Annotated in this window: 9 protein-coding genes; 4 read left to right on the forward strand and 5 right to left on the reverse strand. The window is 37.6% G+C overall.

Features of this window, described 5'->3' with window-relative positions; genetic code table 11:
- Positions 1-23 precede the first annotated feature (23 nt).
- The 3 genes from QGM71_RS05470 to QGM71_RS05480 form a co-directional block, all read right to left on the reverse strand.
- Complete coding sequence (locus QGM71_RS05470; RefSeq protein WP_327606520.1) at positions 24-863, reverse strand: sugar ABC transporter permease; 840 nt, start codon at positions 861-863, stop codon at positions 24-26.
- Positions 863-2,188, reverse strand: coding sequence for a carbohydrate ABC transporter permease (locus tag QGM71_RS05475; protein ID WP_327606521.1), 1,326 nt, complete (start codon positions 2,186-2,188; stop codon positions 863-865). Before QGM71_RS05475 ends, QGM71_RS05470 begins: the two co-directional genes overlap by 1 nt.
- Positions 2,189-2,307: 119 nt before the next feature.
- Positions 2,308-3,588: a sugar ABC transporter substrate-binding protein gene (locus QGM71_RS05480; RefSeq protein WP_327606522.1), complete on the reverse strand. Its 1,281-nt coding sequence runs from the start codon at positions 3,586-3,588 to the stop codon at positions 2,308-2,310.
- Positions 3,589-4,028: 440 nt separating this feature from the next.
- On the opposite strand from QGM71_RS05480, the gene QGM71_RS05485 reads away from it, so the two are divergent.
- From QGM71_RS05485 to QGM71_RS05495, 3 genes are all read left to right on the forward strand, one after another.
- A complete protein-coding gene (locus tag QGM71_RS05485; RefSeq protein ID WP_327606523.1) occupies positions 4,029-6,149 on the forward strand; it encodes an alpha-amylase family glycosyl hydrolase in 2,121 nt (706 codons plus the stop codon).
- A gap of 135 nt (positions 6,150-6,284) precedes the next feature.
- Entirely contained in the window at positions 6,285-8,060 is a 1,776-nt protein-coding gene (locus QGM71_RS05490; protein ID WP_327606524.1) for an alpha-glycosidase, read from the forward strand.
- Positions 8,061-8,273: 213 nt separating this feature from the next.
- Positions 8,274-9,956, forward strand: a complete 1,683-nt coding sequence (locus QGM71_RS05495; RefSeq protein WP_327606525.1) for a glycoside hydrolase family 13 protein — start codon at positions 8,274-8,276, stop codon at positions 9,954-9,956.
- A gap of 56 nt (positions 9,957-10,012) precedes the next feature.
- On the opposite strand, the gene QGM71_RS05500 is transcribed toward QGM71_RS05495, so the two are convergent.
- A complete protein-coding gene (locus tag QGM71_RS05500) occupies positions 10,013-10,900 on the reverse strand; it encodes a glycine betaine ABC transporter substrate-binding protein (protein ID WP_327606526.1) in 888 nt (295 codons plus the stop codon).
- A gap of 24 nt (positions 10,901-10,924) precedes the next feature.
- The gene (cudC, locus tag QGM71_RS05505) at positions 10,925-11,485 is read right to left on the reverse strand and encodes a choline uptake/conversion transcriptional regulator CudC (RefSeq protein WP_327606527.1); all 561 of its coding nucleotides are present in this window, start codon (positions 11,483-11,485) and stop codon (positions 10,925-10,927) included.
- A 250-nt stretch (positions 11,486-11,735) separates the two neighbouring features.
- Here cudC and betB point away from each other — a divergent pair, with 250 nt between their 5' ends.
- Complete coding sequence (betB, locus tag QGM71_RS05510; protein WP_327606528.1) at positions 11,736-13,205, forward strand: betaine-aldehyde dehydrogenase; 1,470 nt, start codon at positions 11,736-11,738, stop codon at positions 13,203-13,205.
- The last annotated feature ends 49 nt before the right edge of the window (positions 13,206-13,254 follow it).

The raw sequence follows: 13,254 nt of genomic DNA on the forward strand, positions 1-13,254 counted from the left end.
AAATGATTATTTTATCCATAAATTTAACCCTTTGATCCTCCAGCAGTTAACCCTGAAATCAGGTATCGTTGAAGATAAAGATATACCGCGGCAATTGGTATTGCTACTAAAATAGACCCCGCTGCAAACCTCGTAAAGTTGTTTGCAAATTGGTCGTTAATAAAATTATAGAGACCAACTGCCAACGTATAGTTTTCCGAACTGGAAAGGACAATAGTTGGGAGTAGAAAGTCAAATAAAGGCATCATAAAATTAAATAATGCAACAACAGCTAATATTGGCTTAGCTAGTGGTAGCATGATACTCCAGAATACTCGTAGATGTCCTGCTCCATCTATTCTTGCAGCTTGATCAAGTTCACGGGGAATGGTATCAAAGTATCCTTTCACCAGCCATGCATTAAAGGGTATTTGCCCTCCTAGATAAATAAGTATTAGCCCGGTAAGTGTATCCAATAAGCCAATCATATTTAAAAATATATACAAAGCAACCATAGCCATCATAACTGGGAACATTTGCAATAGTAAAAAGACATATAACCCATTTTTTCGACCTACAAATTTATATCGAGAAAATGCATATGCTACAAGAGATGTTAGAATAACACTTCCTATAGCAGTCGCCGTAGAAACAATCAAAGAGTTTTTATACCATAACAAATAATCACTACCGTCACTAAATAGCCATTTATAATGATCTAATGAAAAATTCTCGGGTATTATAGAGGAAGAGTAAAGACTACTTCCCTGATTAAATGACATACCAACTGTCCAAACTAGAGGGTAAAATATAATAATAGAAACAACGGCTAGCAATATATAAATAGCACTAACTTCAATTCTCGATTTCTTTTTTTGATTCATTAGATCTCACCCTCTTCTTTGAATGATCTTGTCCTTCTAAACTGATAAAAAGCAAATGCAGAAACAATTACACCCATTATAATAGAGATAACCGCTGCCATGCTGTAATTATTTGTATCGAAAGTTAGTTTGTATACCCATGAAATAAGGATATCTGTACCACCTGCATTTTGACCTCGAACTGGTGGTCCACCTTCGTTAAAGAGATATATAACATTAAAATTATTGAAGTTCTGTGCATATTGCATAATTAATAAGGGAGCAGTTGCAAACATCACGTGAGGAAGTGTTATATGGCGAAACTTTTGAGAACGAGAACCCCCATCGACGTCTGCTGCCTCATACCATTCTTTTGAAATACTTTGTAGTACACCTGTAAATAATGCGAAGATAAATGGAAACCCCAGCCATGTCTGAATCATAATGATAGCAATTCGTGCGTAGAGTGGATCGCTTAACCAAGGTAATCCTCCACCACCGAACAGCGGAATAATAATATCTCTGTTTATCGCACCAAAATCATCATTAAACATGGCAGAAAATATTAGAATTGTAACAAAAGCTGGAACAGCCCATGGAAGTATTAAGATGGTACGAATTAACTTTTTAAATTTAATTCGAGAATCATTTACTAACAACGCAAGAAAAAGACCTAAAGCGAGCTGCAGCGTTGTAGCTACAACAGTCCATACAATTGTCCAGAAAAACACACTTAAAAAAGTGTCTTGCCAGATTGGGACCGTAATCAGGTTAACGAAATTATCAAAACCGACCCAATCAACTAAGTTTCGAGGTGGTGAGTTATATAAATTATAGTTAGTAAATGCTAATAAAACTGAAAATAGTAATGGAAATATTACTACAAAAATCATTAGAACTAAACCAGGAAATGTCATTAAGTAGGGAAATGCATTTTCATAAAACGCACCTATAGTCTCCCTTAATTTCATTGGTTTCCAGCCATTCTGTATCTTACGTGCCTGCCTCCTAGCATCGAGTACATTATAAATATAAAGTGTCACAGCAAAGAAAACACCAATTAAAGAAAGGACGCCCAAGACCAGTAGTCTGATAGAGTGGTCAGTTCCTGGAATCGTACCTAATGTACGCAGACCCCATAATCCATAATTTATAGATTCTAGTAACGTAACAATAAATGCCAATTCTATTATTATAAAAGTAGAACCTTTTAAAAATCTACGGTTATACAACTGGCCTAAACCTGCAAACAAAATGGATAAGATCATAGCTATTTTAGGGTTATGTAGTTTTGGTTCTCTTTGTATTTCTTTAGACTTTGAATCGTTGTCCGTTTGTATAGACATTGCTAATACCCCCGTTATAAATCTTCTATCCTACTAAAATTCTTACATGATTATTTATCTAAATTAAAGAAGTAAATGGGAAGAAGGTATCTCCCCATTTTCCTCTTTAGTAAGATCTGTTATTCGGAACCACTTGCTTCTACATTTGCTTTTATTTGTTCTACAGCCTCATCTAGTACAGACTGTACATCCTCTCCTTCAGCCAGGAATTGCAAAGCATTATTCATTGGTTCCCACACCTGAGCCATTTGAGGGGTACTTGGCATCGGCACTCCATATTCAATCTGCTCTGCAAATGCTGCATAAATTGGATCTTCAATAGATTCAAGCGCATTAGTGTTAGGTGGTAGTTCACCTGCAACCTCAAAGTAGTGTTGAAGATTTTCTTCGTTTGTCATGAAAAGTGCTAGGTCTTTTGCCCAATCTTTTTCTTCGGAGTAGTAGGACACCATCCAAGACTTCACCCCTACCAATGTTGCACTAGGCTCACCATTAATTGTTGGAAATGGAGCAAAGCCAACACTATCTCCTAAGGCTTCTGTATATCCAGAAATACTCCAAGGTCCGCCTATTACAGCCCCTACTTTCCCTTCAGTGAATAGACCATCAACTACGTCTACAGTAGTTGATGCTGGTATCATTCCTTGGCCAAAAAATGATTGGAATAATTCTCCACCTTGTATTGATCCTTCATTATTTAAGCCTATATCAGTAGTATCATATTCTCCGATATCCCCACCAAAAATATAACCACCATAGTTCTTAAAGAAAGGATATGCAAAATATATATCGTTTGGCTTCATTAAAAAGCCGTATTGGTCTTCAGATGCGTTTGTTTTTTCTTCAAGAATTGTTTTTAAATCATCAATATCTTGTGGTGCTTCAGACACAATATCTTTGTTATAAAATATTCCATATGTTTCGAAAACAGCTGGAACACCATATCTATCAGTATCTCCATCAAAATTATATGTCACCGATTCAATAGCAGCATCGCTATATCCACTTATTTCTTCATCTGATAAATCAAGAGGTTCTGCAAGGCCTTGAGCGACTATATTTCCAATTTGATCATGTGGTTGAAAAAATAAGTCTGGGCCGTTACCCTCGGGACCAGCAAGTGATAATTCCTGTAATTGATCTAGCATTGGCTTCGCTACTACATTGACGGTTATTCCTTCTTGTTCCTCATAATCAGCGGCGATCTTTTCGATAGCTGTCATCTGATTGTCATGATCATTTGCCCAGATTGTTAATTCCTCCGGCTTTTCGGAAGCTTCACTTTCATTTGCACCATTGTCATTTCCTGATTCTTCTTCACGATCTGGAGCACAAGCTGATAACAAAACTAATAGCGACATTAAGGCTGCAAGAGTTATAAGCAAAAACCTTCTTTTCATTTTAATTCTCCCCTTTTTAAAATAGATTTGAGCTAACAACAAGCATTGCACTTATTTTTTTGTGCAAACGTTTGCGCTCAACTTACACTTATTTTATAACTAATTCTTTTTTGTTGCAAGCGTTTTCGCTAAATTAACTAAATATTTATGAAATAAATTTGTAGAATACTATTACCCTGTCAATTCAAGAGATAAAATTTTATAAAATCCTATGTAAGTCATTGATAAAAAGAGCACAACTACCTATTGACGTGATTTTAATTATCGTTTAATAATTGTAATTAACAACAAAGATAATTGGCAATTGTTAAAATAATCGGACGATACTTTTGTTATATACAACCTGAACTCTATAAATAAATGAAGGGTTTAATTAATTGAAAGGAGGAGCGAGCAAATTAAAGGAATACAGAATCAAAAAAGGAGGCGGATATTTTATTATGACCAAGATAACTAGAATTTTTATGAAAACGTTTGCGCTAATTCTGTTAATATTAATAACTACTACTATTACATTCACCAATACCCATGCGGATGTTTTTAACAAAGTTGACTACTCTAGAGACGTTATTTACCAAATTGTAACAGATAGATTTTACGATGGAGATTCTAGCAATAACCCATCAGAGGACATTTATAGTTCAGATTGTAGCAATTTGCATAAATATTGTGGTGGTGACTGGCAAGGTATAATAGACAAAATCAATGATGGATATTTAACTACTATGGGAATAACTGCTATATGGATATCGCAACCAGTAGAAAACGTATATGCATTACATCCAAGTGGTTATACATCATACCATGGATACTGGGCTAGGGACTACAAAAGAACAAATCCCTTTTATGGAGACTTTTCTGAGTTTGATAGGTTAATTAACACAGCACATTCTAACGGGATTAAAGTTATAATGGACTTTACACCAAATCATTCTTCACCTGCTCTAGAGACGGATCCTTCATATGCTGAAAATGGTGCAATTTATGATGACGGTAATTTATTAGGCTCCTATTCAAACGATCCATTGAATATTTTCCATCATTTTGGAGGAACAGACTTTTCCTCTTATGAAGACGGTATTTATCGAAATTTATACGACTTAGCAGATTACGATTTGAATAACGAAATAATTGATCAATATTTAAAAGAATCTATTAAGCTATGGCTAGATAAAGGCATTGATGGTATAAGGGTAGATGCTGTTAAGCACATGTCACAAGGATGGCAGGAATCACTAATGAGTGAGATTTATAATTACCGTCCAGTATTTACATTTGGAGAATGGTTTTTGGGGACTGGAGAGGTTGATCCTCAAAACCATCATTTTGCAAATGAAAGTGGGATGAGCTTACTTGACTTTCAATACGGCCAAACTATCAGAGAAGTTCTAAGGGATGGTACCGCTGATTGGCATGTATTTAATGAAATGATTGAAAGCACAGCAGATGATTATAATGAAGTTATCGATCAAGTAACGTTTATTGACAATCATGATATGAGTCGTTTTTCTGTTGATGGTTCTTCAAATAGGCATACTGATATGGCTTTGGCAGTGCTGTTAACTTCACGAGGTGTTCCAACAATCTATTATGGAACTGAACAGTATCTTACTGGTAATAATGATCCAGAAAATCGAAAGCCAATGTCAAGTTTTAATACTTCTACAAATTCTTATCAAATAATTAGTCAACTAGCACCATTAAGACAATCAAATCCTGCTCTTGGATTTGGGAATACCAAAGAACGTTGGGTTAATTCTGACGTTTATATTTATGAAAGAAAATTTGGTAACAACGTTGTACTAACAGCAATCAATAGAGGAAACTCTAGTTATGAAGTTACTAATCTAAATACCTCTCTACCTGAAGGTATTTATAACGACGAATTAGATTATCTTTTAGATGGTAATAATATAACAATCAACACGGATGGTTCAGTTAATTCGTTTAATTTAAGCCCAAGGGGCGTCGCCATTTGGCAGTATACAGAAGAGTCTTCAATTCCGCTTATTGGACATGTTGGACCAATGATGGGGCAAGCGGGAAATATAATTACAATTAACGGTGAGGGGTTCGGATCTGTTGAAGGTACTGTTCAATTTAATTCAACAAATGCAAACGTTCAGTCTTGGTCCAATACTGAAATTGAAATTAAAGTGCCAAATATAACTCCTAGAAAATATGACATAACAATCTTAAATGCGAGTAATATAAAAAGCAACACATATGACGATTTCGAAGTTTTGACAGGTGAACAAGTAACAGTACGATTTGTCGTTAATAACGCTTTCACAGATCCTGGCACAAATGTTTATATTGTGGGTAATATTAGCGAGCTTGGTAATTGGTATCCGGATGAAGCGGTTGGACCCATGTTTAACCAAGTAGTTTATGAATATCCAACTTGGTATTATGATATAAGTGTCCCCGCTGGAGAAACAATTGAATATAAATTTATTAAAAAAGGGAGTTCTGGAAATGTAGAATGGGAGAGTGGATCAAACCACATTTATACAACACCTATGCAAGGTACTGATACAGTACTTGTAAATTGGCAGTAAACTCAATTGACAAAATACAAAGCTTACAGTAAATTAATAGTATAAAAACATAAGGGCAATGCTTTGTATTGTGACAACAACCCCGTTTTCCTCCTGGAAAACGGGGTTTTCTTATTATGAAAGGGGATTATTAAAATGATTAAAGAAGCTATCTACCACCGCCCGAAAAATAATTTTGCATATGCATATGACAAGGACACCCTTCACATTATTCTACAAACGAAAAAAGATGATATGGACACGGTGTCACTACTATTTGGTGATCCGTATGATTGGAAAAATGAGCAGTGGCAAATGGAGACTGCAGCAATGGTCAAATCCGGTTCCACAGCAATGCACGATTATTGGTTTATTGCGGTAAAACCTGAATTCCGACGTATGCGTTACGCATTTCGTTGTTCTGATATCTGTGAAACATTCGTTTATACCGAGGGTGGAATATTCGTCTCTCCACCAAGTGATATTGCCAATTACTTCTGTTTTCCATACCTAAACAAAGCAGATGTTTTTACTGCGCCATCATGGGTAAAAGACACCGTTTGGTATCAGATTTTTCCAGAACGATTTGGAAATGGTAATCCTGATTTAAATCCTGAAGGTACACTTGCCTGGGGCTCAACTGATCCTTCACCTACTAACTTCTTCGGTGGTGACTTTCAAGGAGTTATTAATCATCTGGACTACCTGGTGAAACTTGGAATTGGCGGCATTTATTTTACTCCTATATTCAAAGCACATTCCAATCACAAATACGACACGATTGATTATATGGAAATAGACCCTCAATTCGGGGACAAAGAAACATTTCGCCGTTTAGTAGAAGAATGTCACAGACGGGGTATCCGGGTTATGTTGGATGCAGTGTTTAACCATAGTGGCTTTTATTATGCACCGTTTCAGGATGTCTTGGAAAATCAGGAAAACTCCGCTTATACAGACTGGTTTCATATACGCGACTTTCCAGTAGTACCTGGGCCAAAGCCAAATTATGATACATTTGCTTTTGTTGGGTCGATGCCTAAGCTGAATACCGAAAATCCTGAGGTCAAAAAATACTTATTGGATGTAGCACGTTATTGGGTAGAAGAATTTGATATAGATGGTTGGCGCCTTGACGTTGCCAATGAAGTGGATCACGCTTTTTGGCGCGAATTCCGGCAAACAGTTAAAGATGCAAAACCTGATGCGTATATTCTGGGAGAGATCTGGCATGATTCCATGCCATGGCTGCAGGGTGATCAATTTGATGCAGTAATGAACTATCCATTTACGAATGGAGTAATTGATTATTTCGCTAAGAATGAAATGACTGCTGGTGACTTTGCTGACTCCATTACGAAAGTGCTGCATATGTATCCTTCGAATGTAAATGAAGTCGCATTTAATCTGCTCGACAGTCATGATACACCGCGAATCATGACAATGGCTTCTGAGAATCGTGAACGAGTTAAACTCCTCTACCTATTTCAACTTTCCTTCATTGGAACACCTTGCCTTTACTATGGTGATGAGATAGGTATGGCTGGCGGACAGGATCCCGGGTGTCGAGCCTGTATGGAATGGGATGAACGAAAACAAGACCGTGACCTGTTCCGATATGTGCAATTACTTATTGACTTACGAAAAAGCCACCCGGTGTTTGGAAACGGTGGCGACTTCCGGTTTCTCTATACAGATAATGAACAAAACTGCATCGTCTATGAAAAGTACGATGCAGCCAACAGACTTATCTTTGTATTAAATAATAGTGAGCAGAGCAAACAATTACTTGGTGAGCACGTATTCAAAGGTAATGATGGTTGGAATGAATGGATCTTAGTAGATAACGGGTCTGTAGATAAACAACCAGTTGCTGAATTGTCAACGGTTGATCTGCCAGGTTATGGCTTTCGTATTTTTGAACAGAGATAGTTTTCGGGGAGATACACTGATTCGCAGTTTGGATTGGTAATACGGGATGTCGGCATTTGCGATTTATTCAGCGGTTAACTGTTGGGATTCAGCGGTTATGGTGGTTTTTTCTGCGCTTAGACCAGTTCATTCAGCGATCAGTTGATTTAATCCAGCGGTTAACCGCGTTTATTCCGCGTTTCATCAATTTTACTAACAGAAAGGGTGATCAACATGACAAAACAATGGTGGAAGGAAAGTGTTGTGTATCAAATATACCCACGAAGTTTTAATGACAGCAATAATGATGGGATCGGCGATATTAATGGAATTACCGAGAAGCTAGATTACTTGAAAAAGCTAGGGATTGATGTAATCTGGCTATCTCCCGTCTACGAATCACCTAACGACGATAACGGGTATGACATTAGTGACTATCAGAAGATCATGAAAGATTTCGGCACCATGGAAGACTGGGATCACATGTTAAATGAGATTCATAAACGTGACATGAAACTGATCATGGATCTCGTTATTAATCACTCATCAGATGAGCATCACTGGTTTGCCGAATCGCGTAATTCAAAGGATAACCCTTACAGAGATTACTATATATGGCGGCCGGGCAAGGATGGAGCAGAACCGAATAACTGGGAGGCTGCATTTGGTGGCTCTGCCTGGGATTACAATGAAGCAACCGGTGATTATTTCCTGCATTTATTTTCCAAAAAGCAGCCTGATTTAAACTGGGAAAATCCTGTATTGCGCGAAGAACTATTTAGTATGATCAAATGGTGGCTCGATAAAGGAATTGACGGTTTTCGCATGGATGTTATCAATTTTATTTCCAAGGATCAGCGATTTCCAGATGGCGAGCCTGTAGAAGGGAAAAAATATGTATCCGGACATACCTATTTCATGAACGGACCAAAGATCCATGACTACTTACAGGAAATGAATCAAAAGGTCCTGTCCAACTATGACATCATGACTGTCGGTGAAATGCCTGGTGCTACTCCTGAAGAAGGACAATTATACACAGGGAAAAATCGTAATGAACTGGATATGGTTTTTCATTTTGAGCACATGGATATTGATTCTGGAGCGGGAGGTAAATGGGATGTTAAGCCATGGTCACTCGTTGAATTAAAAAAGATTCTATCAAAATGGCAAACAGCACTTGAGCATGATGGCTGGAATAGTCTTTATTGGAATAATCATGATCAACCGCGTGTAGTCTCTCGGTTCGGCAATGACACTACGTATCGCATGGAATCAGCAAAAATGCTGGCAACTACACTGCACATGATGAAAGGAACCCCCTATATCTATCAAGGTGAGGAAATCGGCATGACTAATGTTCAATTTGATTCTATTTCTGACTACCAGGACATTGAGACACTAAATATGTATCACGAAAAAATCAAAGATGGTGCAAATCCTGCTGAGTTAATGCAGGCAATCTATGTTAAATCACGAGATAACGCAAGAACACCTATGCAATGGGATTCTACTAAACATGCTGGATTTACAGAAGGAACACCATGGTTAGCGGTCAATCCAAATTATCCACCCATCAACGCCGAACAGGCTGTTGCTGATCCTGATTCCATTTATCATTACTACCGACAGTTAATAGCCTTACGGAAAAAACACGATATTATTGTCCATGGCAGCTATCAATTACTACTTCCAGATAGTGAGGAAATTTTTGCTTATACTAGAAAATATGAAAGCGAGTGTCTATTGATAGCAAGTAACTTCACTGCAAATGATATTGATTTCACAGTACCTGAGGAAATAAACATGTATAATGAAAAACATTTATTAATTGGAAATTATAAAACCAGTACTCTCTATTTTAGGCATTTGATCACCTTGAAACCATATGAAACAAGAGTGTATTACTTGAAATAAAAAAACCAGCGCTGACCTCTTTTACAGAAGGTTCGGCGCTGGCTTTTTATTGTTAACTAGTTCACCCATTCATCAATAAGGTCCTGATTCTCTTCAACCCATTTTTCTGCACCGTCAATTGGTTCCTCGGCTTCGCTCACGTAGCTCATTAATTCACCAATAGATTCATCATCCATATTCCAATTCTTCATCCATGTGTCTACTTCTTCAAAGTCATCCTCAAAGCCATGTCTGGTTGCATGATGAATTTGTTCTACATCACCGTACGTATTTTTTGGGTCATCCAAGTACTTCAAATCATGTTCAGAGAACACACGATGTGGATTCCACAATGGAGCTACGATGGGCTCCTTCGCTTTAATTGCCTCACTGATTTCAGTCAGCATCGCAGGTTCAGAGCTTGGAAGCAGTTCGAAGTCAAGGTCATATTCCTCAATTAGATCTTCTGTTACTTCCATTGTACCTGCACCTGGTTCGAATCCTGTAATCTGTCCATCAAATAACTCTTTATGTTCATTAAGATCTTCAACACTGTTAACGTCTTCCATATAAGTAGGTACAACTAAGCCAACTTTTGCATTCTCATACCATACCTCATCAGAGAAATTCACATCATCTTCGTATTGCTCCAAATAATTCGCATCCTGAACGGGAAGCCACACCTCAAGCCCTATATCAAGTTCATTAGTTGACAAGGCTGCCATAGTCGTACCCATATCAAGTAAATTGAAGTTTACCTCGTATCCTTTATCCTCTAAAATAACTTTCCACATATTCGTTACTGCAATATTCTCTGCCCAGCTGATTTGTCCCATTTCAATTGTTTTTGTTTCACCTTCTCCAGCTGACTCACTATTTTCAGTTGCCGTATCTTCACCACATGCAGCCAACACCATAATTAATATAATACTTAAAACAAAAACCTTCCCATATTTAAAAAACATTTATTTCCCTCTCTCTATGCTCTTTTATTTCTTCTCTTGTTGTTCTTTAGGTAAAAACTCAAAGATTTCTTCACTGCGTATACTTGCTGTCAGATCTGCCAGCCAGTGATAATAAACTTTAGATTTTTCCAGCATATCGTAATGCGCCTGTGCCTCTTCCCTTATCTCAGCTGTAACAGTATCATCATCCGCTATTTCAGAAAGATGTACTTCGGCTGCTTTTATTGCTTCCATATTCATTTTCACTTCCCGATCCCACATTTGACAGTAGAATGACATAAAGGAACGGAAGAAATCTTTTTCAGCCATGTACGTGTGTTTTCGGGAGCCACGTTGGAAAACTTTTTTTACCATATCTATTTCCTGTAATTTGCGGACACTTGTACTCATACTTGGTTTACTCATGCCAAGTTCTTCTCGCATTTCATCCAAGTTCATGTGACCTTTGAAATACATCGTGGCATACAAATTGCCTGCTGATGGCGTCACACCATATAAGTCCATTGTTTCGGATATAGCATCAATGACTTCACCTTTAGCCATCTCCATCTTTTCAATTGCTTTTTCATCTGTGGAATCAGCCATTAGATCACCTCTTTGTTTTAATTGTTAAATACATTAAATATTTTCTGTACAGACTTAATGTTAACGTCTTAAATAAAAATGTCAAATGAAAAATAGAATCCCCGTTCAGCTATTTTTTACTATTAGATGAAGAAAAACTATATAAATTTTTTCTTTTGACAAAGAAAATTGCACATGTTACATTTAATTTGTTCAATACGTTAAATATTTTCTTAACAAACTTAACGAAAACTTTAAAGGAGGGAATGCTTTGACTGTTAAAAGACAATTTATTAATGGTGAATGGGTACATTCCAATTCAAATAAGGTAAGAGATATCATTAATCCTTTCAATCAGGAAGTAATTGCACAAGTAACTGAAAGTGATGAGACTGATACGGAGGATGCCATTTCTGCAGCAAGAAAGGCGTTTGATCTTGGGGAATGGTCAACCACACCAGCGACAGAAAGAGCACATATCGTAAATAAAATTGCTGAATTTATCTTAAGGGATAAAGAAGAATTAGCTGAACTGGAATCACTTGATACTGGAAAGACAGTTGAAGAAAGCCGTGGGGATATGGATGATATCGCTGGCGTATTCCGTTACTATGCAGAACTTGCGGATAAAGACGGTGGAGAGATTATTAACTCCCCTATCCCGAACTCCGTAAGTAAGGTGGTTCACGAACCTGTCGGTGTATGTGCACAAATTACTCCATGGAACTATCCTCTTTTGCAGGCATCATGGAAACTGGCACCAGCACTAGCAACTGGTAACACATTAATTATGAAGCCAAGTGAAATCACACCACTTACGACCATTAAAGTATTTGAATTAATGGAAGAAGCGGGTGTACCTAAAGGCGTTGTTAATCTCGTACTGGGAGCAGGAAATTCAGTAGGGGCAGAGCTTTCAGCAAACACAGACGTGGACTTAGTTTCATTTACTGGCGGAATTGACACAGGCAAAAAAATCATGCAGGCAGCAAGTTCCAATGTGAAAAAAATTGCCCTGGAACTGGGTGGTAAAAACCCTAATATCATATTCGCTGACGCTGACTTCGAAGTTGCAGTCGACCAGGCAATGAACGCCGTTTTCTTTCATGCAGGGCAGATTTGCTCCGCCGGAACGAGGGTTATTGTTGAAAAATCTATCCATGATAGCTTTGTCGATGCACTTAGCAAACGAGTAAATAAGATTAAACTTGGCAGTGGATTTGATAAATCTACTCAAATGGGTCCAATGATTTCACAGGAACACTTAAATAAAGTCGCTAATTATGTAGAAAACGGAATCAAAGAAGGTGCAGCAGTTGTAACTGGTGGCAAACGTCCTGAGGATCCTGATCTGCAGAATGGATTTTTCTACTTACCCACCATTCTCACAAACTGTACGACAGACATGAAAGTCGTACAGGATGAAGGATTCGGCCCGGTTATTACAATAGAAACATTCAACACAGAAGAGGAAGCTATTAAACTAGCAAATGATTCTATCTATGGTTTAGCTGGCGGTGTTTGGACAAAAGATATCGCAAAAGCTGAACGCTGTGTTGCAAAAATGCGCATGGGCACCGTTTGGATCAATGACTTTAACCTGTACTTCCCTCATGCACCATGGGGTGGATTTAAACAGTCTGGTATCGGGCGTGAACTAGGAAGATTAGGTATGGAAGAATATACCGAGACCAAACATATTTTCCATAATCTCAAACCAGAATCGATCGGGTGGTTCTAAGATCTCAATTATAAGAGCATTTTAAACCAATTTTTTTAAAAAAACATTA

Source organism: Virgibacillus tibetensis (assembly GCF_036026595.1).
Lineage (GTDB): Bacteria > Bacillota > Bacilli > Bacillales > Amphibacillaceae > Virgibacillus_P > Virgibacillus_P tibetensis.